The following is a 24726-nucleotide window of genomic DNA, read 5'->3' as shown; positions in this document are numbered from 1 at the left end:
ATCTAGGCTTACACGCATGTCAGATCTGTCACTCGTATCCGCCTTCCCCAAGGCCGAAGATGCCGCATGGAAGGCGCTGGTCGAAAAGGCGCTCAAAGGCGTCCCGTTTTCCGTACTGGAATCAAAGACCTACGATGGCGCGGCCATCGAGCCGCTCTATCCGCCGGCCGAAAGCGGCGCGGTCATCCCCGGGCGCGATCCGGGAACCCCTTGGGAGATCACCCAGCGCATCGAAATCGCCGATGCCGGGCTGGCCAACGGCCAGATTCTCGACGATCTGAACAGCGGCGCCTCGGGCATCGCGCTTCTCTTCCAAGGCGCCGTGGCGACCGCGGCTATGCGCTCCCGGCCGACGCCGGCGCGCTCAAGGCCGCACTCGAAGGCGTCCACCTGGAATGGGGCGTGCCGGTCGAACTCCAGCTCGGCCCCAACGCAAAGAGCCGTCGCCGCCATGGTCGCCGACCTCGTCGCAGCGCGCGGCATCGCCGCGAACCACACCAAGATCCGGTTCGGCTTCGATCCCATCGGCACGCTGGCCGCCTATGGCTGGAGCGACGCAACCCCGGACGATGTCGCCGGGCTCGCCAAGGACCTGTCCGCGCATGGCTTCGAAGGCCCCTTCGCCGCCGCCGACGGCCGCCCCGTGCACGATGCGGGCGGCACCGAGGCCCAGGAACTGGCCTTCGCCCTCGCCGCCGCGGTGGCCTATCTGCGCGCCTTCGAGGCGGCGGGCATCGCCCTGGACGACGCGCGCAGGATGATCTTCTTCCGCCTCGCCGCCGATCAGGACCAGTTCCTGACCACCGCCAAGTTCCGTAGCTTACGCAAGCTCTGGTCGCGCGTGGAAGAAGCCTGCGGCTTGACCCCGGAGCCGGCCTTCGTTGCCGGCGAAACCGCCTGGCGCATGATGACCAAGCGCCATGCCCAAGGAAACATCGTGCGCGGGACCATCGCCACGCTCGCCGCCGCCGTGGGCGGCGCCAACGCCATCACGGTTCTGCCCTACACCGCTGCGCTCGGCCTTCCCGAGGCGTTTGCGCGCCGCGTGGCCCGGAACACCCAGACGGTGCTGCTGGAGGAATCCAATCTCTATCGCGTGGCCGACCCGTCGGCCGGGTCCGGCGCGCTGGAAAGCCTCACCAACGATCTCTGCGCGGCCGCCTGGGCACTGTTCCAGGGCATCGAGGCCGTCGGCGGGGCCGGGAAGGCCCTCGAAGTCGGTCTCATCCAAAGTGCCGTGACCGCATCCCGCGCCGTCCGCGAGACGGCCATGGCGCGGCGGAAGGAATCGCTGATCGGCACATCGGATTTTCCCGATCTCGGGGAGGACGATCTCGCCGTGATGGACGTAGCGCCCGCGACCGTTGAGCGCGGAACGCAAACCGTGACGCCGCTCGCGCCCATGCGGCTCGGCGCGCCGTTCGAAGCCTTGCGCGACCGCAGCGACGCGGTGCTCGCGAAGAGCGGCGCGCGGCCGAAGATCTTCCTCGCCTGTCTTGGGCGCCCCGCCGATTTCAACACCCGCGCGGCCTTCGCCAAGAGCCTGTTCGAGGCGGGCGGCATTGAGGCGATTGCGGCGAGCAGCGCCCAGACCCTGACCGAGGTGCTGGACGGTTTTCGCGCGTCGGGCGCTTCGCTCGCGTGCCTGTGTTCCTCGGACACCGTCTACGCCGCCGTTGGGCCAGCGGCCGCGCGCGCGCTCAAGGAAGCGGGCGCGGCCCATGTCTATCTGGCCGGCAAGCCGGGCGAACTCAAGAACGCGCTCGATGAAGCGGGCGTCGAGAGCTTCGTCGCGGCGGGCGGCAACGCGCTGGAGACATTGACCGGCGCCTACGAGCATTTGGGGGCTTAAGTGACAGGCATTCCGAAATTTACCGACATCGACTACCGCGAGCCGCGGGAGCCCGCGCTCGGACCCGCGGCGGACGCATGGGAGACGCCCGAAGGCATCGCCGTGAAGCCGGTCTACGGACCGGAGGACCGCGAGGGCCTCGACTTCCTCGACGGGCTGCCCGGCCTGCCGCCCTATCTGCGCGGTCCCTACCCGACCATGTACGTGCAGCGGCCCTGGACCGTGCGCCAATATTCCGGCTTCTCGACCGCCGAGGATTCCAACGCCTTCTACCGGCGTAATCTCGCGGCCGGTCAGCAGGGCGTGTCCATCGCCTTCGATCTCGCCACGCACCGGGGTTACGACTCCGACCACCCGCGCGTGACGGGCGATGTGGGCATGGCGGGCGTCGCCATCGACTCCATCTACGACATGCGCGTGTTGTTCGACGGTATTCCGCTCGACCAGGTGTCCGTGTCCATGACCATGAATGGCGCGGTGCTGCCGGTGCTGGCGCTGTTCATCGTGGCGGGCGAAGAGCAAGGCGTCGGCCACGACCAGTTGTCGGGCACGATCCAGAACGACATCCTCAAAGAGTTCATGGTGCGGAACACCTATATCTATCCGCCCGAACCCTCGATGCGCATCGTCGCCGACATCATCGGCTACACCTCGAAGGAGATGCCGCGCTTCAACTCGATCTCGATCTCCGGCTACCACATGCAGGAAGCCGGCGCGACGGCGGATCTGGAGCTCGGCTACACGCTCGCCGACGGCATCGAATATGTGCGCGCGGCGATCGCCTCGGGGCTCGACGTGGATACGTTCGCGCCGCGCCTGTCCTTCTTCTGGGCGATCGGCATGAACTACTACATGGAGATCGCCAAGATGCGCGCGGGCCGCATCCTCTGGGCGAAGCTCATGCAAGAAGAGTTCGCGCCGAAGAACGCCAAGTCGCTGGCGCTGCGCACCCATTGCCAGACCAGCGGCTGGAGCTTGTCGGCCCAGGACGTCTACAACAACGTGATCCGCACCTGCGTGGAGGCCATGGCCGCCACCCAAGGCCATACCCAATCGCTGCACACCAACGGCCTGGACGAGGCACTTGCTCTGCCAACGGACTTTTCCGCGCGCATCGCGCGCAACACCCAGCTCATGCTGCAGAAGGAAAGCGGCACCACCCGCATCATCGATCCGTGGAGCGGCAGTTACTACGTGGAACGCCTGACGCACGATCTCGCCGCCAAGGCCCTGGAGCACATCAAAGAGGTCGAGGAGTTCGGCGGCATGGCCAAGGCCATCGAAGCCGGGATTCCGAAGCGCATGATCGAGCAGGCGGCCACGGCCACCCAAGGGCGCATCGATTCCGGCCGGCAGACGATCGTCGGCGTGAACAAGTACAAGTCCGATACGGATGCCGACATCGCCATCCTGAAGGTCGACAACCGCGCGGTGCGCGAACAGCAGCTTGCGAAACTGGAACGCCTGCGGGGCGAACGCGACGAGGCCGCCGTCACGGAGGCTCTCGATGCGCTCACGCACTACGCCGAGACCGGCAAGGGCAACCTCCTCGAAGGCGCCGTGGCCGCCGCGCGCGTGATGGCGACGGTCGGAGAGATTTCCTACGCCATGGAGAAGGTGTACGGTCGGCACCGCGCCAACGTCTCCACCATCACCGGCGTCTACAAGTCCGAGATGAAGAAGGACGGCAACATGGCCCGCGTCGCGGAAATGATCGACGCCTTCGAGGCGGAGCACGGCAGACGGCCGCGCATCCTCGTCGCCAAGATGGGCCAGGACGGCCACGACCGCGGCCAGAAGGTGATCTCGTCGGCCTTCGCCGATCTCGGCTTCGACGTCGATGTCGGCCCCCTGTTCCAGACGCCCGAAGAGGCCGCGCGCCAGGCCATCGAGAACGACGTGCACATCCTTGGCGTGTCCTCGCTCACGGCCGGACACCTGACGCTGGTGCCGGCCCTGCGCCAGGCGCTGGAGGATCAGGGGCGCGGCGACATCATGATCGTCGTGGGCGGCGTGATCCCGCCGCAAGACTATCCCGAGCTCTTCGAGGCCGGCGCCAAGGCCATCTTCGGTCCGGGCACACCCATCGCCAATGCCGCCATGGATATTCTCGGCAAGCTCGGCGTGTCCGCCAAAGCCGCCGCCGAATAGATGAGTGCGGCACGTTCGAGCGGCCTGGGCGCCGGGGTTGCGCAAAGACCCCAGCCGGGCCTTGACGAAATCGCCGCCGGCGTCCGCAAGGGCGACCGGGTGGCGCTGGGGCGCGCCATCACCCTGATCGAGAGCACGCGGCCCGAGGACCAGGCCCGGGCGCGCGCGCTGCTGAAGATGCTTCTCCCCGACACCGGCAAGGCGATCCGGATCGGCATTAGCGGCGTGCCGGCGGCCGGAAAATCCACGCTGATCGATCAGTTCGGGCTCAATCTGATCGCGGCGGGCCACAAGGTGGCTGTGCTGGCGGTCGACCCGACCTCGTCCCGCACGGGCGGCTCCATTCTGGGCGACAAGACGCGCATGGGCCGGCTCGCATCTGAAGCCAATGCCTTCATCCGGCCTTCGCCGGCGGGCTCCAGCCTCGGCGGCGTCACCAAGACCACGCGCGAGACCATCGCCATCGCCGAGGCGGCCGGGTACGACGTGGTGCTGGTGGAGACGGTCGGCGTCGGCCAATCGGAGACCGCCGTGTCCAACATGGTCGACGTGTTCGTGGTCGTGGCCATCCCCGGCGCGGGCGACGAGCTGCAAGGCATCAAGCGCGGCCTCCTCGAGCTCGCCGACATCATCGCCGTGAACAAGGCCGACAGCGACAATGTGGAACGCGCCAACCGCGCGGCCACGGAATATCGCGCGGCCCTGCACATTCTCGCCTCCGGCAACGCCGCCTGGCAGCCCGCCGTGCTCACCATGTCGGCGCGCGACAATACGGGCCTCGATACGCTGTGGCAGAAGATCGGCGAATGCCGGCGCAGCTCGAAGAGGCGGGCGTCCTCGACGAACGCCGCGCCGAGCAGGCGGCAACCTGGATGCGCGAGATTTTCGAGCAGCGCCTGCTCGCGGCCTTCAAGGGCGGACGCAAGGCCGCGCGCGGCTACCAGGACATCGAGGACCAGGTGCGCGAGGGGCGGCTCAGCCCCGCCGAAGCGCGCGCCGACGCGCTCGCCGAACTGGTCGGGCTGAAAGACGCCGAGTAGCCTTTCGCCGTCAACCACGCGGGCGATACCCCCTTCCCTCTTGGCCGCGGCGGAGCTAAGCCAGAGGCATGGCAAAAGTGTTGGCAAGGCCGCGCGTCTGCTCACGGGGTTTGGCCCCTTCCCCGGCGTCGCCGAGAACCCGTCCGGCTGGCTGGCCGAAACGGTGGCATCCGCCGCGACCCCCGACGACTGCACGCTTTATCGCGCCGTGTTTCCGACCGAGTGGGGCGCCGTGGCGAGCCGCGCGGCCTATTTTCATCAGTCCATCCGCCCGCGCCTCATGATCCATTTCGGCGTCCAGCTCGAGGCGACGGAGATTCATTTGGAGTGCAGGGCCCACAACGAGGTCGATCACCGCCCCGATGCCTGCGGCGCGCATCCGGGACGCCACGACGTGATTTCCGGATGCGACGGCACGCTGGAAACCTACCTGCCCGTCGATGCGCTCGCCGCCCGGCTGCAGGACGAACAGGTCCCGGCCCGAACCTCCCAGTCGTGCGGGCGCTATCTCTGCAACGACCTCTATTATCGCTCGCTCCATTGGGCCGAGCAGAACGGCGCGGACGCGCTCTTCGTCCACGTGCCGCAAACGCATCTCCTCAGCAGACGGACCTTGTTGTTGGCCGCAGAAGCGATCCTGCGCGAGGCGCTTCACGCGATACAGTTGCAAAGCAAGCTCTCCACCGACATCGATGGCCCGGCGGTGGAGTCCTCATGACGCGCGCACCGAAAGACCCGCGCGCCCGTGGCGCCACGCAAATCGGCCGCCGCGACGCGCTGCTGGCAGGACTTGGAACAGGACTCGGCACAGGACTTGGCGCCGGCCTCGGCACGTGGGCCCCGCACGCGGCGCTGGCACGAGAGGCAAGCGTCTCCAACGACCGCGGCATCGTTCCTGCCGGCGGGGCGATCGCGCAGACCGCAACGCTGCAAGAAGCCCTCGACGACGCGGCCAGAACGGGTGTGCCGCTCTTCCTGCCCGCCGGCACCTACAAGACCGATACGCTGACACTGAAGTCCGGCACGCACGTGCACGGCGCCCCGGGCCGCACGATCCTGAGCCGGGCGGCGAACCGATGCTCGACGTCCCGGGCGCGGACAATGTGCGCCTCTCCGGCCTCGTTCTCGACGGCGGCGGCATCCCGCTCGGCGAGGACGGCGCCTGATGACCGCGACCGAGGCCTCAAGCCTCGACGTGTCGGACTGCCGCTTCGTCAACAGCGGCGGCGGTGGCGTGAACTTGCGCAAATGCGCGGGCCGCATCGCCAACTGCACCTTCGGCAATATCGCGCGGGCGGCCCTGTTCAGCGAAGACGCAAGCGGCCTCGAGATCACCGGCAATCACCTTCACGATTGCGGCGACAACGGCATCCTCGTCTGGCGCTCGGACATGGGCGAAGACGGCACGCTCGTGAGCGGCAACCGCATCGAACGGATCGCCGCGCGGAGCGGCGGCAGCGGCCAGAACGGGAACGGCGTGAACGTGTTCCGCGCCGGCTCCGTGCTGGTGACGCAGAACCGCATCGCCGACTGCGCGTACTCGGCCATCCGCAGCAATGCGGGCTCGAACTGCCAGATGATCGCCAATTCGTGCTCCCGTCTCGGGGAGGTCGCGCTCTACGCCGAGTTCGGCTTCGAAGGCGCGGTCATCGCCAACAACATCGTGGACACCGCCGCGACCGGCATCTCCGTCACCAATTTCAACGAGGGCGGACGCCTCGCCGTGGTCCAAGGCAACATCATCCGCAACATCTTCTTCCGCAAAACCGGCGAAGTGCGCGGCAACGGCATCGCCGTGGAAGCGGACACCACGGTCTCGGGCAACGTGGTGGAAGGGGCGCCCGCCTACGGCATCATCGTCGGCTGGGGCGCATACCTGCGCGACGTGGCCGTGACCGGCAACGTGATCCGCAAGAGCCATATCGGCATCGGCGTGGCCGCGAATGCCGGCGCCGGCACGGCGCTCATCACCGACAATCTCATCGACGGGGCCCAGGACGGGGCGATCCGCGCGATGAAAGGGCCGACGCCCATCGGCCCCGATCTCGGCCTGGAAAGCGCGGAGTCCTACCGCAACCTCGCGGTCTACGCCAACGTGGTGCGCTAGTCCGCGCGCCGCACCGGCTCCGCGTGGTCCGACACCAGTTCCGTCGGCACGCCCGGCGCCTGCTTCGAGGTCCGGATCACGAGCGAGGTCTTGACGCTTTCCACATGGGGGGCGGCGGTGAGGTCGTGGATGATGAAGTCCTGGAAGGTGCCGAGGTCCGGCGCGATGCAGCGCAGCAGGAAGTCGATCTCGCCCGAGAGCATATGACAGTCGCGAACCACGGGACTGTCGGCGACCCAGTCCTCGAAGGCGGTCAGATCCGGCTCCGCCTGGCTGTGCAGCTTGATCATGGCGAACGCGGACACGTCGAAGCCAAGCGCCCGGTCGTCGAGCAGGACCGTGAAGCCCCGGACGATCCCGGCCTCCTCGAGCGCGCGGACGCGGCGCAGGCAGGGCGGGGCCGAAATGCCGACCTTGCGCGCCAATTCAATATTGGTAATCCGCCCATCGGCTTGGAGCTCACGCAAAATGAGCCAATCCGTGGAATCAAGTCGGGTGGCACGCATTGGGCCCCATCCTCCCTGGACGGTAGCGGGCCCATCGCGGTAGAAGGCGCGATGGCAAGGCACTGACGTTCGGCGGGGAAGTTTTGCACATATTTGTGCCGCCAACACAACAGAATCGGAAACAAATTGAGCATTTTCCATTCTGGAAATTTTCTTGAGCGGGATTTAAAGGAAACCATGCCGGAAACCTGGATCGTCACCGACGGCGCGGTGGGCATGGAGGCGCAAGGCATCGCCGTGGCCGAGGCGGTAGGCCTGCCCTACATCCTGAAACGCGTCAGGCCCGCCGGGCCGATCCGGCTGATTCCCACCCGCTTTCAACATCTTGTGCCGGCAAAAGGGCGCATCGCGGCCTCGGAGTCGAGTTCCCCGCTCGCCCCGCCCTGGCCCCGTCTCGTCATCTCCATCGGGCGCCGCAGCGTCCCGCTTGCCCTCGCCATCAAACGGCTGGGCGGCGCCTACGGGCTGCATATCCAGGACCCGAAGGTCCCGGCCCGCCTGTTCGACCTGATTGCCGCGCCCGTGCACGACGATTTCACCGCCCCGAACGTCATCAGCACCTTCGGCGCCGTCCACAGCGTGACCGCCGACCGCCTGACCGAGGCCGGGGCGCGCTTCGCCCCCCGGATCGCCGGCCTGCCCCACCCCCGGATCGCGGTGCTGCTGGGCGGGAACAGCCGCGCCTTCAGCTTTCCGCCAGAGGTCGGCGCGCGCTTCGGCGAGACGCTCGCGAACCTCGCCCGCGGGTGCGGGGGCTCGCTTCTGATCACCCCGTCGCGCCGCACGGGCCCGGAGACGCTGAAGGCCGTGGCCGAAGCCGTGAAAGACGTGCCGCATATGGTCTGGGACGGAACCGGCGAAAACCCCTATTTCGCATTCCTGTCGCTCGCGGATGCCATCGTCGTCACCGAGGATTCGGTCAACATGGTCACCGAGGCCACGGGCACCGGAAAGCCGGTCTACGTTCAGGCCCTGCCGGGCCGGTCCACGCGCCTTGCCCGGTTCCACGCCTTGATGCGCGAACGCGGCGCCACACGGCCCTTCGAAGGACGGATCGAGCCCTTCGACTATGCACCGGTCAACGACACCGAGGCCGTCGCCGCCCCGATCCGCAAGGCGCTGGGACTTGAATCGAGGGGATAAATGCGGTGCGAAACGCGATGGGTTGCGCGGACGCGCGCAACTGCTTACCTCTCGCATCCAACGCAGAAGTGCCCGACACGTCCCATCCGAAAGGCAAAGCCCATGGGTTCCCGCCACGAAAAGGTGATCATCATCGGCGCCGGTCCGGCCGGCTACACCGCCGCCATCTACGCCGCCCGCGCGATGCTGAAACCGCTCCTGATCGAAGGCATCCAGCCCGGCGGGCAGATGACCATCACCACCGATGTCGAGAACTATCCGGGTTTCGCCGAGGTGATCCAGGGTCCCTGGCTGATGGAGCAGATGCGCGCCCAGGCCGAGCATGTGGGCACGGACATGGTCGCCGACACCATCGTCGAGGCGGACCTGTCGCAGCGCCCGTTCCGGCTGAAGGGCGATAGCGGCGACGAGTACACGGCGGACGCGCTCATCATCGCCACGGGCGCGAAGGCCCGCTGGCTGGGCCTGCCGACCGAAGACAAGTTCCAGGGCTTCGGCGTGTCCGCCTGCGCCACCTGCGACGGGTTCTTCTATCGCGGCAAGAACGTCATCGTGGTGGGCGGCGGCAATACAGCCGTCGAGGAAGCGCTGTACCTGGCGAACCTCGCGGACAAGGTGACGCTGGTCCATCGCCGCGACGAACTGCGCGCCGAGAAGATCTTGCAGGAGCGCCTGTTCAAGAACCCGAAGATCGAGGTCCTCTGGGATCACAACCTCGTCGAGGTGATCGGCGACGAGGACCCGCTCGGCGTGACCCAGGCGAAGCTCGCCAATACCAAGACCGGCGAAGAGACCACCATGGACATCGACGGCATCTTCATCGCCATCGGCCACTCGCCCCAGACGGAGCTGTTCAAGGGTCAGTTGGAGCTGAAGCCCGGCGGCTACATCAAGACGGTGCCCGGATCGACGGCGACGAGCGTCGATGGCGTGTTTGCGGCCGGCGACGTCTCCGACGACGTCTACCGCCAGGCGGTCACCGCCGCCGGCATGGGCTGCATGGCCGCGCTCGACGTGGAGCGTTACCTGGCGGCGGCGGAAACCCACGCCGAAGCGGCCGAGTAGCGGGCTCCCCGCGAACGAGCAGCCTCAGAACCAGACCGACGCCACCCCGAACAGGCTTTCGCCCGCCACCAGCCCCGCGGCCACGCTGAGCAGGAACCGCGCGGACCAATTAGGCGCGAATCTGTGCGCCAGCGCCGCCAGGGCCGCGCCGGCGAACAGCATCAACGACGTGCTGGCGGGGATCACGAAAGCAAGGCCGAGCGTCGCCCCGCTCGGCACGATCAGGAGGTGCTTCGGGTCGAGCTGGCGTTCCACCAGCGCCAGACCCACGCCGAGCACCGCGCCGACGCCCATCGCAGCGAGCGCCGACGGCGCGATGCCGCCGAGGCCGTCGCTGAGCGCTTCGGCCACGGCCTTCCAAACGGCGACGGCGGGCGCCGGCCACTCCGGCGTGAAGAGCTGCGTGGCGGGATCGGGAATCAACATCAGATAGACGAGACTGCTGACAAGGCTGCCGACCACGATCCCGGCGCACTGGGCGACGACCTGACGGGTGGGATGGGCGCCGACCTCGTAGCCCGCGCGGAAATCGTTGAGGAGGTCCGCCGATTGACCCGCCGCGCCGCCGGCGACATTCGCGGTCATGAGATTGGTGACGGGCTGGCCCGGCGCCATCACGCCGAAGGTCAGTTGAGAGACCTTGCCGATGGCGCCGATGGGCGCCACCGAGGTCTCGCCCACCACCCGCGCCGCCACCGTGGCCAGCGCGAACGCCACCGGAATGGACGCAAGCGCCATGGTCCAATGCACGTCGAACAGGACGATCTGGAGCACGATGGCGAGCGCGGCGGCGGCCACGAACCCCGCGAATTGCAGCCACCCGCTCTCGGGCGCGTGGGCGTGGGCGGGCCGGTGCGGATGCGGCTTCGTCGACTCGATCAGCGAGGCGCCGAAGCTCGTGAGGCTCGCCGCCACCATCAGGGTGACGCCGGGCCAGAGGAGCCAGCCGACGAGCGGTTCGAACCAGTTCGTCTCCCCGGACGAGACGGCGACGATCCCGCGATCGATCAAGGCCGGGCCGATCAGCCCCCACGCCACGATGGCCCCCACCAGAAGACCGAGACCGGCGCGCAAGCCGATAATCCCGCCGAAGCCGAGCAGCAGTAGCGACGGATCGAAGACGAAGGTGAGCTTCGAGGCCGTCAGCGAGGGCCCGACCCGCGGGAGATGCCAGACGAGCTTGTCGACGACGTTGAACAGCACCGCGCCGACGAGAGACGACATTAGCACCTTGACCCGGCCCATGGCCTCGTCCTTGTGGGCGAACATGTCCCGCATGGTCTGCGCCGTCGCCATGCCGGCGGGAAACACCAGCTCGGATTTTTCAATGAGCCGCGGCCGCAGAAACCAGCCGATCCAGACGCCGAGGAAACTCACGGAGAAGACCCAGACCGTCAACGTGCCCCAGGGCATGTTCCCGCCGGTGAGCACGGCCAGAGCCGGAATGGGCGCCACGAGGCCGCTCGAGGTGATGGCCGCCGCCGCCGAAGCCGTCGTTTGGTTGATATTGCTCTCGAGCATGCCCCAGGACGGCCGCCCGAAAAGCTTTGAGACCGGCGCCCAGAACGCGAAGGCCAGCAGAAGGGCGGTGATCGACATGTTGAACGACCAGCCGATCTTCAGCCCTGAATAGACGTTGCACGGGGCGAGAAGCGCGCCGAGGATCAGCCCGGTGGCAAGAGCCCGCGGCGTCAATTCCCGCTGCGAGGGCCCCGCCTCCGCCTTGGCCGCCGCACCCGTCGTGAAGGTGTCGTGGATCCCCGCCATGTGTTGAGCTAACTGCCACGAACACGTCCCCTCACCAAGCGGGAACTGGCAAAAACGCCGAAAAGGCTCGAAGCGCGGGGCCGGGGCCCGCCCCATGGCAAGCGTTCCTTAAGGCCCATGCCATAGCTTTCGTGGGCGGATATGCTGTATTCTACAGTGCCTATGGAGTTGGGCTCAGAACTCTTTGAAGGATAGACCCGGGCTGAAGGGGACCCCATGAATAAGAAGCAAATGTTCGAATTTCCGACAGACATGCGCGACTTGGCCGAGAAGAACGTCGAGCAAGCGCGCGTGGCCTATGGCCAATTCATGGAGTTCATGAGCCAAGCGATGAATGCCTGGTCCGCGTCCGGCGTGCCGGAAGCGAAGAACTTCAAGGCCATTCAGGATCGCGCCGTCGGCTTCGCCAAGGAAAACGCCGAGCGCTCTTTCGCCCTGGCCAGCGAGTTGGCCCAGGCCCGCGATCTGCAACAGGTCATGACGCTTCAAAGCCGTTATGTGCAGACGCAGATGCAGACCTTCGGCATCCAGGCACAGCAATTGTCCTGGTTGATGGCGGACGCCCTGCAGAACATGCAGTCGGGTCGTTCGAAGCCGTAGACAGTCAAGCGCTTGCGGGCCCAAGGCAAAGACCTTGAACGCGCCATGTCCGGTGGACGCCGCCTCGGCGGCCGGGTGGTTGCGCCTGAGGCCGCGCGGCGGTGTCGATGGAAATTGCGCCCTCTAGCATCAACGGCCGATTGCCAAGCAAGGAATCCTCACGCTACAAGGGCTCCCGCGGGGAACGGAGCACGGCTTGACAAGCTTGCGCGGACGAAGAACGCGCAAGTGCAAGACAGGCAAGGACGGCGGCTTGGCGCGACGGTCTCGCCCGGCGCCTTTGACAACGATGGAAGGCCCTGATGGCGTATACCCGACTGATCGCGCTCGCGAGCGCCCTTCTTATGCTTGCCACCGCCCCGGCGCTCGCCGCGCGCTGCGGCAACAACGCATCCGGTTTCGACAAGTGGAAGCGCTCCTTCGCGCAAGAGGCCGCGGCCAACGGCATCGGCAAGCGCGGCATCAACGCCTTGATGGGGACGCAATACGCCTACGGCACCATCAAGGCCGACCGCGGTCAGCACAGCTTCAAACTGTCCTTGGATCAGTTCATGAAGAAGCGCGGCGCCTCGGCCATCGCCTCGCAAGGCCGGCGCTACAAGAGCTCGAACGCGGCGCTCTTCAACGCCATCGAACGCCGATACGGTGTGCCGCCCGGCCCGTTGATCGCCATTTGGGGCATGGAGACGGGCTTTGGCCGCTACATGGGCCGGCAGAACACGCTCTCGGCCGTCGCCACCCTCGCCTATGACTGCCGCCGCCCGGAGTTCTTCACGCCGCATCTCTACGCCGCGCTCCAGCTTGTCGACCGCGGCGCCTTGAGCCCCAGCCAAGTCGGGGCCATGCATGGAGAAGTGGGACACACCCAGTTCCTGCCGCGCAACGTGCTGCTCTATGGCGTGGACGGCAACGGCGACGGACGCGTCGACCTCAACAACAAGTCCGACGCCCTCGCCTCCACCGCCAACTTCCTGCGCGGTCACGGCTGGCGCCCAGGCGCCGGCTATCAACCCGGTCAACCCAACTACCGGGCGATCCAGGGCTGGAACGCGGCCGGCGTCTACCAGCAGACCATCGCCATCGTCGGCGCCCAGATCGACGGCGGCTGATGGCCCGCACGCCAACCAGATCGCGCAGCAAGAGCACCACCAGCCGGCGGCGCTCCACGTCGGCCAAGCAGACGCTGGCCCAGCAACTGGGCAAAGCCATCGCGCTGCTGATCGTCCTGATTCTGGTCCTGCTCCTCAATCGCTATTGCGGCCTGGAGTCCGAGATGATCGGCCCAGCGCGAAGCTCGTGGCCGTGGACGGCGATTCCCTGCGCGCCAGTAACGGGGAAGAGTACCGGATCTTCGCCATCGACGCGCCGGAGCTGCATCAGACCTGCACCGACGCCAAGGGCAAGGAATGGGATTGCGGCCGCGCCGCCAAGACCGCGCTCGCCAAGCTCATCAGAAGCGGGGACGTGTCTTGCGTCGAAAAGGCGACCGACAAATACGGCCGGAACGTCGCCCAGTGTCGCGCCAAGGGCGTGCCCGACATCGGCGAGACCATGGTACGCGAAGGCTATGCGATCGATCTCGGCCGAAAGACCGGCTTCGCCTATGCCGGCGTCGAAAGCGAAGCCCGCGCCGCCGGCAAGGGCATCTGGGCCGGAACGTTCCAGCGCCCCGGCGAATGGCGCGAGAACAACCCGCGCACCGACTAGCCGCCCGCAAAAACAAATGGCCGGCACCCATTCGGGCACCGGCCACTTTCAAGTCCTCTTAGACCGCAGGGGACGCAGCGCGTCCCGCCCGATCCCGTCCTACGCGGCCTTGGCGTAGTAGGACTTCAGCTGGTTCATCACCTGCGCCTTGTCGAACTCCGCACCCATGGCCAGCATGGCGTCGGCGAAGCGGCTGACGATCTCGGTGATCTGCTCGGGGCTGAGCTGGTTGAGGATCCCGATGCGGACCTGAACCGGCTCCGACAGGGTCGGCCAGATGCCGAAGCCCTGGGCGCGGGCGCCCTGCACCAGCTCCTTCTCCTTGCCGGCCAGCTTGCCGGGCAGGTTCAGCACCACGAGGCTCGGCATGTCCGAGGTGACCTCGCAGCCCATGGCCTCGACGGCCTGGCGCAGCGCGGCTTCGTGGTACTTGTAGTCCGACGCCTTACGGGCGCGGCCATAGCCCAGGATGATGCGGAGCGCCTCGTGGAAGGCCGCGACCGCGTAGCAGGAATGGGTCTGGTGATAGCCGGGCGCGTCCACGTCCTTACCGTCCACGATGCCCCAATGGCGGGCGTCGAGGATCGGGTGGTGGACATAGGTCCGGCAGCCCCGCTTCTTGACCATCTCGATGGCCTTGTCGGTGAAGCTCACCGGCGCGTAGGTCAGCGGCAAAGACAGCACGCCCTTCTGCGGACAGGACGCCCAGGCCACGATGCCCGGATAGTCGTCGATGTTGAAATCGCCGACGCCGAGGCTCGAGACGGCATCGCAAATGCCCATCACGCCGTGCTTCAGGCAGGCATCGGAGAAGCCCTTGACGTCGTTCACGCGGCCCGAGCCCGTCTCCCAATGGGCCATGAAGGCCCACATGGGCTTGTGCTCGGCAAGCGCCGCATCGACGATCTCGCCGGTGACCGGTGCCCGTGCGCCGTCTCGACGACGGTCACGCTGGCCGGCTTCGGATTGAGCGAATCCGCGGCCAGTTCCTCGGCCGTGGACGCCTTCATGCGGATGGTCAGGCTGTCGATGCCCGAGAACGTGCCGTTCGGGAAGGCCACGACCTTGTCGCCGGGCAGGATCAGGCTGAGCACGCAATCGAGGCCCGAGAAGCCGGTGCCGGCCACGCCGTAGGTGTAGACGTTCTTCGTCCCCCACAGCTCGCGCAGCATCAGCTTGGCCTCTTTCATGCCGCGCAGCACGTCCGCCTGCATGTGGTCGGCGACGCCGGTCTTGGCGAAGCGCTCCAGCACGCGCGGATCGGTGTTGCCAGGCCCGGGGCCGGCGGCAAGTGTCTCTGGAATATCGAGCTGCGGAAATACGGTCATCGGAAAAACCCTCTATCTGACAGTCAACAGACTTGGAATTCGGCCCCTTCGTCTAGCGGGCCAGGACGGGCGGGGCAAGGGGCAGGGCCAAAATTTGGTAGCTCCAAACCTACCAGACGACCCAGAACGAATCACCCCGTGCCCGCCCGTGCCGCGCGCGATCAGGCCGCCTGGTCGCTGCGGTGGGACAGAACCTGATCGGCGGCCTTGCCCACCAGCTCGGACAAGTGGTCGTGCCGGGCCTGGAACGTGCCCACGCCCGCCGTCGCCGACCGCAGCTCCACGATCAGGGTCTGGATTTCGGCTTCCGGAATATGGGCCTGGACCACGTCCCAGCCGGGCCAGCCCGGACGGGCGTCGAAGCCGAGGATCTGCCCGCGATGGGACGAGACGATCGAATTCACCCGAGGCGTCGCCTCCGAGGGAATCGCGATCTCCACGGCCATGATGGGCTCGAGCAGCACGGGCTGGCACTGCGGCAGGCCCTCTGACATCGCCAGCCGGCCGGCCTGCCGGAACGCCATGTCGGAGCTGTCCACCGAGTGGTACGACCCGTCGACCAGGCAGACCGCCACGTCCACCACCGGAAAACCCAGCGGCCCAGCGTGAAGATAATCGCGGACGCCATGCTCGACGGAGGGGATGTAGTTCTTCGGCACCACGCCGCCGGTGATGGTCTCGGAAAACGTGAAACCGCCGCCTCGGGCTTGCGGCTTGATGTCGAGGACCACGTCGCCGAACTGGCCGTGCCCGCCCGACTGCTTCTTGTGCCGCCCGCGCACCTGCGTCGGCTTCCGGATCGTCTCCTTGTAGGGAACCTCCCGCGGATAGGTCGCCGCGGCCGCGCCGTATTTGCGGATCAGGCGCTCCAGGGCGACGCGCAAATGCATCTCCCCCTGCCCCCACAGGACCATCTGCGCCATGTCCTGGTCGTGGGCGATCGCGATCGAGGGGTCCTCCTCGACGATCTTCGCAAGCCCCGTGGTCAGCTTCACCTCGTCCTTCTTCTCCTTGGCGACGAGCGCCAGACCGAACACGGGTTCGGGCATGACCGCCCGCTCGATGGCCGGAACGGCACCCTTCTCGGTCGACAAAGTATCCCCGGTCTTCACGCTTTCAAGGCGCCCGAAGGCCACCGTGTCGCCGGGCTTGGCGGGCCCGCGCTTCACGGGCTCCTGCCCCAGGACGTCGAAGGTCCCGGCGATGCGCTCCTCGGCCTCCCCGCCGAAGACGGCGTCCCCGTCGGCGAACGTGCCCGCGAAAACCCGTGCCAGCGACAGCTTGCCCGCATGGGCCGTATGGATCGTCTTCACCACGAAGGCGCAGGACTTGGCATCGGCGACACCGAGCCGTTCGGCAGCCGCTTCCACGAAGGGCGCCTCGTGCCGGAGCGCCTTCAGAAGCCGCATAATGCCGTTGCCGTTCTCCGCCGAGCCCAGAAGCACCGGACAGATCACCCCTTCGCGCAGGTCCAGGGCCAGATCGTCAAAGACCTTGTCCCGCGGCGGCGGCACGTCCTCCAGGAGCTGCTCCATCAGCTCGTCGTCGTAATCGGCGAGTTGCTCCAGCATGGAGAACCGGGCCTCTTGTTCCCGCGCGGTCAGCGCATCGGGAATGTCGATGACCTCGGACGTGGCATGCTCGCGATAGACATGGGCCCGCTCCAGGGCGAGATCGACGTAGCCGCTGACAATGCCGCCTTCCCAGATGGGGATCTGCCGCAGCACGAGCGGAACGGTCGAGGCCGGCTGCAACATCGGAATGATGTCGCGGACCCGGGTTTCGGCCTTGTCGATCTTGTTCAGGAACAGGAAATGGGGAATGCCGCGATCCTCGAGTTGCTTCAGGATCAGTTGCAGCGCGGGAACCTTCTTCGGGTCCGGCTCGCACACGACGACCGCCGCGTCGCAGGCCGCGAGCACGTTGGCCGCGTCGGCCTGGAACTCGATCGAGCCCGGACAGTCGAGAAATGTGAACGCGTCTCCGAGATAGTCGACCGTGGCGGCATTGAGCTCCACGCTCATACCGTGATGGCGGGCTTCCTCGGAGGCATCGCCGGTCGTATTGCCGGCTGCCGCCGTACCCTGCCTGTCGATGGCGCCGGTCCGCGCCAGAATAGCTTCGAGAAGTGTCGTCTTACCGCTGAGATAGGGGCCAACCAGTGCGATGCAGCGAGCGCTGCGGGCTGGTTGGCCCTGCGCTTGGCCCATATCTTCCTCCCTTGGCAAACGCGCAAGGTGGGCCGTTTTTCCGGCCCTTCGTCCTCCCGCGAGCCTTTACGACACCATCGTGACAAGGGAAACCGGCTCTGGCAAGGGCCGCGTCTTAGAACTCCGCGGCGCGGCGCCCTCGCCTCTTCTGATCTGCCAATTCAGACAGTATGGTGTCGCCATCGCTGCAAGGGGTTTCTCATGCGTCTCGTCACCGCGTTCGCGCTGCTGGTTGTCGTTGCACTGTCGCCGCTGTCCATCGGACAGGATCGCGCCTTGGCATTTTCCGCCCTGGCCTTTTCCGCCCAGTACCTTGCCGCTCGGCCGTTGCCGGGCGCGACGGACGTGCAGCGCGCGAAGATCGTGTGCGGCGACACGCCGGAAGGCTATCGCTGCCGCAGCGAAGGCGGCGCCATCCGCCGTGGCAAGATGCCGAAGATCCCGGACAGCGGGCCGAGCGCGCCATCGGACGGCACGTCCGGAAACGCCCCCTGGGGCGGCGGCGGACTGTGGGGCGGCGGATCGCTTTGGGGCGGCAACAAGGACGAGGCTCCGGCGGCCGCCCCCTCGGCAGGGAGCGGCGGCGAGCGGCGCGCAGCGGCGGGCGGCTGCCCGGCCAATACCGAGCGCCTCGGCGGCCACTGCATCCCCTACAAGCAGACCTGCACCCGGGGGCTCGCGGCCAATGCCGCGCCGCAAGTTTGCCGCAGCGCGCAGGAAAAGCTCGTCTGCGAGTTCCGGGCCGATGGGCTGAAGGATTGCTGCTGTCGCATCTACAGCCAGAACTGACGCGCCGCGTTCACGCCGCGTGCGGCCCGAGCGGCTGTCCGTACGAGAATTCGACGATGTAACCGGCCGGGTCCTTTACCCCGCAGAGATAGCCCGTAGGCCGAGCATATTCGCGCGGCTCCCAGTGCAGGCACCCGTCCCGTTTCGCGAGCGCGGCGATCCTGTCCACCTCCTCGCGTGTGGCGACGCCGAACCCGTAATGGGTCATATCGTCTTCGGCCTGATCGCGGACCGCGCCGCCCCCGAGCAGCACCAGGACGAACCGGTCCCCGGCCCCGGGGCTGGCGAGCCATACCACGCGCTTGTCGCCCTCGCCGTGTTCCTTGACGATCTCCATGCTGCAATAGCGCGCATAGAAATCGATGGACTCATCGAGGTCCGCGGCCTGAAGCGCGCAATGGGTGAATGCCACCGTCATCGTGACGGCATTGGACCACAAACGGGAGGAACTTCGTAGGGCTGGCCGAAAGGCCGGCGGGAGGCTAAGAGGCGGCCCGCGTTGCACGATTGCGGCGCGGCGGCTTTGTCCGGATCCGGTCCAGGATTCGTTCGAACGAACCGAAGAGCCAATAGTGCCCCATGCCCTCGAGCACTTCGAGCCGGCAATTCGGCAGCACATCCGCAAGACGATAGGCCGCTTGCGGCGGCACGATCGTGTCGTCGCTTCCCTGCCAAATGGACACGGGCGTCTGCAGCTTGTCCAGCGCCAGGCCCCACGGGCCGCAATAGAGGCGCAAGTCCTGAACCGCGCCTTCGACGGACCGGCTCAGGCCCTCGCGCATGCTCGCTCCGAGGGAATGGCGCAGGCCGTATTGATCCAGAATGGCACGGTCCGTGGCCGTCGCGTATTGAGTCACCAGCAGCTCCGCACTGTGGGGGACCCACTCGATCATCGCGCGCACGCCGTGGAAATAGGCGCGCGCCGCCATCTGGGAATGCCCGAGATACGAGAAGATGAAATGCTGGAGGCTGGTCATCGACACGTGCTCGGCCTCGCCGACGAGCCCGACCGGCGAGATCAACGCCACCTGTTGGATGCGGTCCTTCATCAGAAGCGCCGCAGCCAAAGCATGGGGCCCGCCGCCCGAGAAACCCACGAGGAAGAACCGGTTGATCCCCAACCCGTTGGCCAGCGCCTGGATGTCGTAGGCGGTATCGGTCAGCGTGTCGTGGCGGTGGTAATCGGACAAGCCGTAGCCGGTGCGGTCCGGCGCGACGATTCTGAACCCCATCTTACGGGCAACATCGGTTGTACTCGCAAACAACGTCCGCGAGCCCGGCGTTCCGTGAAGCACGACGACCGGGTGGCCGTCGGGCGCACCGTATTCCGCATAGCCGATGCGCCGCCCGTCCGCGAGCTGCAGCACGCGCGTGGAGCGGTCGGCGATTGTATCGGGGTCGTCCAAGACGTGTTTGTCCATGATCTTTCGGTGTTGGTACTGCTTAGAGCTGATATGCAATAGCCGTGCCGCATACGGCGCCCGCGCGGGCCGCGGCCGTCCAGCTCACAGACCGGGATCCGGCGCTATTCGCAGCCGATCATGATGTCGACGGGGTTGATGATCAACGTGACCGACTTGCCCTCGTAGAGCTTCAGGGTCTCCAGGGACGCGATGGTGACGCTGACTTCCACCATCGTGTCGCCGGCGATCTGCACGTAGACGATGGCCGTCACGGCCCCTTTTCGGATCTCCATGATCTTTCCCGCGATCTGGTTCGCGGTGCTGAGCTTGGAGAACTTCATCGTATGTTCTTCGGACATGGCTCCCCCCTACAATTTGTCGTCTCGTCTCCAACACACCTCGAAGTGGCTTAGCTGAGGCTTGCGCAGAAACGCTGAATGCGCGTGCAAGCCTCCCGTAGTGCTTCGAGACCGGTGGCATAGGAAATGCGGAAGAACGGCGAAAGGCCGAAGGCCTCGCCATGCACCACGGCGACGCCCTCTTCCTGCAACAGCAGCGTGGCGAAGTCCTCGTCGTTGTTGATGACGTCGCCCTTCGGCGTCTTCTTGCCGATCGTGCCGGCACAGGAGGGATACACATAGAAGGCGCCCTCGGGCGTCGCGCATGTGATGCCGTCCGCCTCGTTGAGCATGGACACGACGAGGTCGCGCCGTTCCTGGAAGGCCTTGACCCAATCGGCCAGGAAATCCTGCGGCCCGCGCAGCGCCTCCACGGCAGCCCACTGGCTGATCGAACACGGGTTCGATGTCGACTGCGACTGCAGCTTGCCGATGGCCTTGATGAGTTCGGCCGGACCGCCCGCATAGCCGATGCGCCAGCCTGTCATCGAATAGGCCTTGGACACGCCGTTCAGCGTCAGCGTGCGATCCTTGAGCTTGGGTTCCACCTGCGCGGGCGTGGAAAATTCGAAGCCGTCATAGACGAGATGCTCGTAGATGTCGTCCGACAACACCCACACGCGCTCATGGCGCAGCAGCACGTCCGTGAGCGCCTTGATCTCCGCGCGCGTATACGCGGACCCCGTGGGGTTGGACGGTGAGTTGAAGATGAACCACTTGGTCTTCGGCGTGATCGCCTTCTCCAACGCCGCGGGCGTCAGCTTGAAGCCGTCTTCGAGCTTCGTGTCGACCACGACCGGCTCGGCCCCGGCCAGCAGCACGATGTCCGGATAGCTCACCCAATAGGGCGCGGGAATCACGACCTCGTCGCCGGATCGAGCGTCGCCAGCAGCGCGTTGTAGAGCACGTGCTTGCCGCCGCTGCCGACCGTGACTTCCGCCGGCTTGTAGTCGAGACCGTTCTGCGCGCGAACTTCTCGCAGATCGCCTGCTTGAGTTCGGGAATGCCGTCGACGGCGGTGTATTTCGTCTCGCCCCGCTTGATCGCCTCGATGGCGGCCGCTTGATGTTGTCCGGGGTGTCGAAATCCGGTTCGCCGGCGCCGAGACCGATAACGTCGAACCCCGCGGCTTTCATCTCGCGGGCCTTGCTCGTGATGGCCATTGTCGGCGAAGGCTTGACCCGTTCAAGCGTGCGGGAGACCAGACCCATGAAGTGCTCCTGAAAAGTTCTGAGGACTGCAATAAAGCAAGCGCATCCGGAAATCCCGGCAACCCTATGCGTGCGCCTGTTTTGCCGCAAGTGCATTGCAGCATGGATTTGCCCGGATCGATTGGCCCATGCGGCGAAATCGGCGGCGGAGACGCACAAAAGCACCGGATCGGGCCCCATAGACATGCCCGGCGTCCGCCGTGCCGGCGGGCCGGTGGGCCGGAATATTGCACCGCCCGCGCCACTTTTGCGTGTGGACGGCGCGAGCCGCTTGGCCCGGATGGCGGGGCGAGAGGGGATGTCCTGATATTACAACTTATTGATATTTACCGATATATTTTGGCACTGGGCCCCGTTCGGTCCTTGAAAATTCGGCCACAGGGGCCCGATTCGATACAACGGCAGGTTCTTCAAGACCTCTTTCGGCCGCGCGACTCTATGGTAAAGTTGCACACTGCGTGGGAATCGGGACCGCGAGGCGCGGGACCTGAGACGCAGGAGCGAAGACGCCACGGGAACGTGACGGGACGGAAAGGGACAGGACCCTTGGGAACAATGGAAACCTTGGCACTGGTTGTTCTACTGCTTGGATCGCTCGGCACGATCGCACTGTCCGTGCGGTCGCAGCCCTTGCGCGCGAAAGTCGCTCAGCGACGGAACGCGAGGAAGCGCTAATGCAGTTGGAGGGATCGATGCAGGGTGCGCGGCCGAAAGGACGCCGGCGCATCGTGGCCAAGGCCGGTCTCGGCGCTTGTGCCGCGTTCGCCGCGTTGTTGGCGGCCTCGGAGGTCCGGGACGTCTTTCCGGCGGTCGATGAGGGCGGGTTGGCTCAGTCGTTGCGCCAGAGCGCCTGGACCAAGGCCCTGTCCGGTCACGCTACCGCCCAGGACTGGCCGTGGCAGAACGTTTCGGCACGCATGTCCCGCTTGCCTTCGGCCCCGGTGCGACGCCTCGGGCTCAGCGCGTCGTTGCGCGACGCGACGGACACGGCGACGCAAGCCGTGTCTCTCAGCCCTGCCGGCGCCGCCCCGGCGAAACAGAGCGACGCCATCGCCCGATCGATGGAGGGTGACGTTGCGCTCGGCGATGTCGGGTCCGGCACGGTCGGCATTGGCGACAGCATCACCTTCACCGCGAGCGACGGCGCGACCTGCGTCTACCGCGTCACGGGGCGCCCGGTCGTGGACCCGCATCTGGCATCGGGCGAAGCGGAAGGGGCTCAAGGCGAAGCCGGACTGTTCGAGTGCAGCCCGCTGGACAGCCTGATCCTGCGGGCGACCCAACAGGCGCGGAAGAACGTCCCTGCGCCACGGCCCGCGGACAACCAGCGCAAACTCTAAGGTCGAAAGCTTGAGGGCCGAAAGCGCGACGGCTGAAAGGCCGAAGCTCTGGACCTCGTAGAGCCGTTGCCGGCCCGCGCGCCCAAAACTCGGCCAAGCACGTGTTCCTAGCGATCCACCGGCGGGCGCGCTCTTACGGCTGCGCCGGGGGAGCCTGCTCCGGCACGACCGTCTCGCCACCGTCCGGCGCCTCGCCACCGTCCGGCGTCTCGCCCGCGGGGGCTTCCGCCGGCGCTGCGGGCGCCATAGGCGCGGGCTGAGGCGTTGTCGGCGCGCGGGTTGCTTCGACGGTCTTTTTCAGCTTCGCCAGACCCACCTCGTAAACCTCGCCGATATAGCCATCGAGCATCAGGCCCTTCCAGCGCTTGATCGGGCTGGAGCCGGTCTCGAAGCCGAACGACCAGGTCACCTTGGATCCCGCGCCCGACGGCGCCAAATCGAAGTAGCTGGTCCCTTGGATCCCTTTGCGTCCGCCGCGAGGGTCACGCTGCTCGACGGCTTGGACTCCATGATCTGGATGCTGCCATTGCCCACGGCGGGCACGTCGCTGACCCACTCGGCCTTGGCGCCGTTGCCTTCCGGCGGTCCCGAATAGGTCAGTTTGATATTGGGGTCCTTGTCGGACCAAGGCGCCCATTCCTGATAGCGCCGCACATTGTTCACGTACGGGAAGACCACGTATTCCGGCGCATTGATCACCACCGACCGCGTGGCCGTGACATAGGCCGGAAGCCCAAGCGCGACTGCCGACAAAATAAGAACAAGAACACCAAGCCCAAGGACGAGCCGCATCATCGGCGCCATACCAACGTCTCCTACATTCTTGGCGAAAAGCCCCTACGAACGGCCGATACTGTGACCCTAGCGCCACGGTTCCGCGCTCGCAAAGTCACAGAAAACGATTACAGTTTAAACGTCAACATGAGGGAGGGTTTGACAATGAATCTATCTGCACCGACCACCTTGGTCTTTGTCGTTTCGATCGTTTTGGCGATCCTTGCGGTTCTCAGCACCTTCATGCCGCTGCCGGTCGTCGGCGAGTACAAGTTTTGGGTCGCGATCGCAGCCTATGTGATCCTTGCCTGCGGCAACATTTTCAGAGGGGTCTGACCCTCCGCCCTTTAAGGACGGCGTCTTCGGCCATCGCGGACCGGACATTCATCCGCTTTCGGGCGGCGCCGCGGGCCGCGTCTTGGACGGCCTTCGCTGATTTGAAAGGCCTTCGATAACTTGGAAGGCCCTCGATAAAAAGAAGGGCCAGCACCGGTGCTGGCCCTTCGTGTTCTCTCTTGGCGAAGAGACGGCCTAATCGTCGTCCCGCTCCCAGGGCGGACGGTAGGGCATCGGCGTGGGCGCCGGTCCTGGTGTGCTTCCAGGCATTGGCGGCCGCGGCGGCGTATACCCGGGAATAGCGCTCCCAGGTCCACCCGGCCGGGGGGCGGAACCGCCCAAACCCGGAGACGGGGGCTGCGACGGCGTCGGCTTCACCAACGGCGGCCGCGGAGCCGGCTGAGCCACGGGGGGCCTCGGCGCCGGTTGTGCCATGGGTGGCTTCACCGGAGCGGCGGGCCTTGGTGCCGGTGCGGCGGGCCGTGGCGCCGGGGCGGCGGCCTTCGCAGCGACCTTTTTCGGGGCGGCCTTCTTCGGAGCGGCCCTTTTCACAGCCGCTTTCTTGGCGACTGTTTTCTTGGCGACTGTTTTCTTCGCGACCGTTTTCTTGGCGGCCGCCTTCTTGGCCGTCGTTTTCTTCGCCGTCGTTTTTTTTCGCGACCTTCTTTTTGGCAGCCGTCCTTTTCGCCGCCGACTTCTTTACCGGAGCCTTGCGGGCAGCGGACTTCTTCTTGGCGACGGTCTTCTTGGCGGTTCTCTTCTTTGCAGCCGCCTTTTTGGCAGCCGATTTTCGAGCCGGCGCCTTTCGTGCAGACTTCTTGGGCGCCGACTTTCTAGCCGCGGTCTTGCGCTTGACCGTCTTCCGGGCCGCCGACTTGCGGGCGGCCGACTTGCGGGCCGTTGTCTTGCGCGCGGCTGTCTTGCGCGCGGCCGACTTGCGGGCCGTTGTCTTGCGCGCCACGGTCTTCCGCTTGGCGGTCTTCCGCGCGGCCGTCTTGC

23 protein-coding genes and 1 pseudogene are annotated in these 24726 nt (G+C 66.4%); 13 read left to right on the top strand and 11 right to left on the bottom strand.

The window, feature by feature from the left end; genetic code table 11:
• The first annotated feature begins 16 nt into the window (after positions 1-16).
• The 5 genes and pseudogenes from AUC68_RS11815 (at position 17) to AUC68_RS11795 (ending at position 7150) form a co-directional block, all read left to right on the top strand.
• A complete protein-coding gene (locus AUC68_RS11815; RefSeq protein ID WP_244500512.1) occupies positions 17-1852 on the top strand; it encodes a methylmalonyl-CoA mutase family protein in 1836 nt (611 codons plus the stop codon).
• Positions 1853-4003: a methylmalonyl-CoA mutase gene (gene scpA, locus AUC68_RS11810; RefSeq protein WP_069437844.1), complete on the top strand. Its 2151-nt coding sequence runs from the start codon at positions 1853-1855 to the stop codon at positions 4001-4003.
• Positions 4004-5043 (top strand): annotated as a pseudogene (gene meaB, locus AUC68_RS11805) (methylmalonyl Co-A mutase-associated GTPase MeaB).
• Between the two features lie 40 nt (positions 5044-5083).
• Positions 5084-5761 (top strand): pyroglutamyl-peptidase I, encoded by a 678-nt coding sequence (locus AUC68_RS11800; RefSeq protein ID WP_069437843.1) that lies wholly within the window; start codon positions 5084-5086, stop codon positions 5759-5761.
• Positions 5762-6208: 447 nt separating this feature from the next.
• Positions 6209-7150, top strand: a complete 942-nt coding sequence (locus AUC68_RS11795) for a TIGR03808 family TAT-translocated repetitive protein (RefSeq protein ID WP_069437842.1) — start codon at positions 6209-6211, stop codon at positions 7148-7150.
• Here the strand turns inward: AUC68_RS11795 and AUC68_RS11790 are convergent.
• Positions 7147-7656 carry an Lrp/AsnC family transcriptional regulator gene (locus AUC68_RS11790; protein ID WP_069437841.1) on the bottom strand — a complete coding sequence of 170 codons (510 nt, stop codon included), beginning with the start codon at positions 7654-7656 and terminating at the stop codon, positions 7147-7149. The two genes, AUC68_RS11795 and AUC68_RS11790, sit on opposite strands and share 4 nt — an antisense overlap.
• A 177-nt stretch (positions 7657-7833) precedes the next feature.
• Between AUC68_RS11790 and AUC68_RS11785 the strand changes: the two genes are divergently transcribed.
• Together AUC68_RS11785 and trxB are read left to right on the top strand one after the other, a co-directional pair.
• Positions 7834-8799, top strand: coding sequence for a mitochondrial fission ELM1 family protein (locus AUC68_RS11785; RefSeq protein WP_069437840.1), 966 nt, complete (start codon positions 7834-7836; stop codon positions 8797-8799).
• A gap of 102 nt (positions 8800-8901) precedes the next feature.
• Positions 8902-9864, top strand: coding sequence for a thioredoxin-disulfide reductase (trxB, locus tag AUC68_RS11780; protein ID WP_069437839.1), 963 nt, complete (start codon positions 8902-8904; stop codon positions 9862-9864).
• Positions 9865-9888: 24 nt separating this feature from the next.
• Here the strand turns inward: trxB and AUC68_RS11775 are convergent, their stop codons facing one another.
• Positions 9889-11631: an OPT family oligopeptide transporter gene (locus AUC68_RS11775; RefSeq protein ID WP_069437838.1), complete on the bottom strand. Its 1743-nt coding sequence runs from the start codon at positions 11629-11631 to the stop codon at positions 9889-9891.
• Between the two features lie 216 nt (positions 11632-11847).
• On the opposite strand from AUC68_RS11775, the gene AUC68_RS11770 reads away from it, so the two are divergent.
• From AUC68_RS11770 to AUC68_RS11760, 3 genes are all read left to right on the top strand, one after another.
• Positions 11848-12231: a phasin family protein gene (locus AUC68_RS11770; protein WP_069437837.1), complete on the top strand. Its 384-nt coding sequence runs from the start codon at positions 11848-11850 to the stop codon at positions 12229-12231.
• A 302-nt stretch (positions 12232-12533) separates the two neighbouring features.
• A complete protein-coding gene (locus tag AUC68_RS11765; protein ID WP_069437836.1) occupies positions 12534-13340 on the top strand; it encodes a lytic murein transglycosylase in 807 nt (268 codons plus the stop codon).
• Positions 13341-13533: 193 nt separating this feature from the next.
• Complete coding sequence (locus AUC68_RS11760; RefSeq protein WP_244500511.1) at positions 13534-13938, top strand: thermonuclease family protein; 405 nt, start codon at positions 13534-13536, stop codon at positions 13936-13938.
• Between the two features lie 99 nt (positions 13939-14037).
• On the opposite strand, the gene AUC68_RS17195 is transcribed toward AUC68_RS11760, so the two are convergent.
• The 3 genes from AUC68_RS17195 to AUC68_RS11750 all read right to left on the bottom strand — a co-directional run bounded on the left by AUC68_RS17195 (position 14038) and on the right by AUC68_RS11750 (position 17476).
• A complete protein-coding gene (locus AUC68_RS17195) occupies positions 14038-14811 on the bottom strand; it encodes a pyridoxal-phosphate-dependent aminotransferase family protein (RefSeq protein ID WP_204377030.1) in 774 nt (257 codons plus the stop codon).
• Positions 14766-15266 (bottom strand): PLP-dependent aminotransferase family protein, encoded by a 501-nt coding sequence (locus AUC68_RS17190; RefSeq protein ID WP_204377029.1) that lies wholly within the window; start codon positions 15264-15266, stop codon positions 14766-14768. Before AUC68_RS17190 ends, AUC68_RS17195 begins: the two co-directional genes overlap by 46 nt.
• A 161-nt stretch (positions 15267-15427) precedes the next feature.
• Complete coding sequence (locus AUC68_RS11750) at positions 15428-17476, bottom strand: elongation factor G (protein WP_069437834.1); 2049 nt, start codon at positions 17474-17476, stop codon at positions 15428-15430.
• Between the two features lie 201 nt (positions 17477-17677).
• On the opposite strand from AUC68_RS11750, the gene AUC68_RS11745 reads away from it, so the two are divergent.
• Positions 17678-18265 (top strand): hypothetical protein, encoded by a 588-nt coding sequence (locus AUC68_RS11745; RefSeq protein ID WP_069437833.1) that lies wholly within the window; start codon positions 17678-17680, stop codon positions 18263-18265.
• Between the two features lie 10 nt (positions 18266-18275).
• On the opposite strand, the gene AUC68_RS11740 is transcribed toward AUC68_RS11745, so the two are convergent.
• The 4 genes from AUC68_RS11740 to AUC68_RS11725 form a co-directional block, all read right to left on the bottom strand.
• Positions 18276-18683, bottom strand: a complete 408-nt coding sequence (locus tag AUC68_RS11740; protein ID WP_069438161.1) for a VOC family protein — start codon at positions 18681-18683, stop codon at positions 18276-18278.
• Between the two features lie 64 nt (positions 18684-18747).
• Positions 18748-19686 carry an alpha/beta fold hydrolase gene (locus AUC68_RS11735; RefSeq protein WP_069437832.1) on the bottom strand — a complete coding sequence of 313 codons (939 nt, stop codon included), beginning with the start codon at positions 19684-19686 and terminating at the stop codon, positions 18748-18750.
• A 104-nt stretch (positions 19687-19790) separates the two neighbouring features.
• A complete protein-coding gene (locus AUC68_RS11730) occupies positions 19791-20027 on the bottom strand; it encodes a TOBE domain-containing protein (RefSeq protein WP_083240694.1) in 237 nt (78 codons plus the stop codon).
• 50 nt (positions 20028-20077) lie between these two features.
• On the bottom strand, positions 20078-21202 hold the full coding sequence (locus tag AUC68_RS11725) for a pyridoxal phosphate-dependent aminotransferase (RefSeq protein ID WP_244500528.1): 1125 nt from the start codon (positions 21200-21202) through the stop codon (positions 20078-20080).
• A gap of 749 nt (positions 21203-21951) precedes the next feature.
• Between AUC68_RS11725 and AUC68_RS11720 the strand changes: the two genes are divergently transcribed.
• Entirely contained in the window at positions 21952-22617 is a 666-nt protein-coding gene (locus AUC68_RS11720; RefSeq protein ID WP_141701246.1) for a hypothetical protein, read from the top strand.
• Between the two features lie 133 nt (positions 22618-22750).
• On the opposite strand, the gene AUC68_RS18760 is transcribed toward AUC68_RS11720, so the two are convergent.
• Positions 22751-23254 carry an SRPBCC family protein gene (locus tag AUC68_RS18760; RefSeq protein WP_083240692.1) on the bottom strand — a complete coding sequence of 168 codons (504 nt, stop codon included), beginning with the start codon at positions 23252-23254 and terminating at the stop codon, positions 22751-22753.
• 302 nt (positions 23255-23556) lie between these two features.
• Here AUC68_RS18760 and AUC68_RS16995 point away from each other — a divergent pair, with 302 nt between their 5' ends.
• Entirely contained in the window at positions 23557-23727 is a 171-nt protein-coding gene (locus tag AUC68_RS16995; RefSeq protein ID WP_193407093.1) for a hypothetical protein, read from the top strand.
• On the opposite strand, the gene AUC68_RS11705 is transcribed toward AUC68_RS16995, so the two are convergent.
• Positions 23714-24726: histone H1-like repetitive region-containing protein (locus tag AUC68_RS11705; RefSeq protein WP_193407092.1), on the bottom strand; the 1013-nt coding region annotated here is incomplete at its 5' end. The two genes, AUC68_RS16995 and AUC68_RS11705, sit on opposite strands and share 14 nt — an antisense overlap.

Source organism: Methyloceanibacter methanicus, assembly GCF_001723285.1.
Lineage (GTDB): Bacteria > Pseudomonadota > Alphaproteobacteria > Rhizobiales > Methyloligellaceae > Methyloceanibacter > Methyloceanibacter methanicus.
Note: the sequence above shows the minus strand (reverse complement) of the source record. Positions and strands in the feature narration are given on the sequence as shown.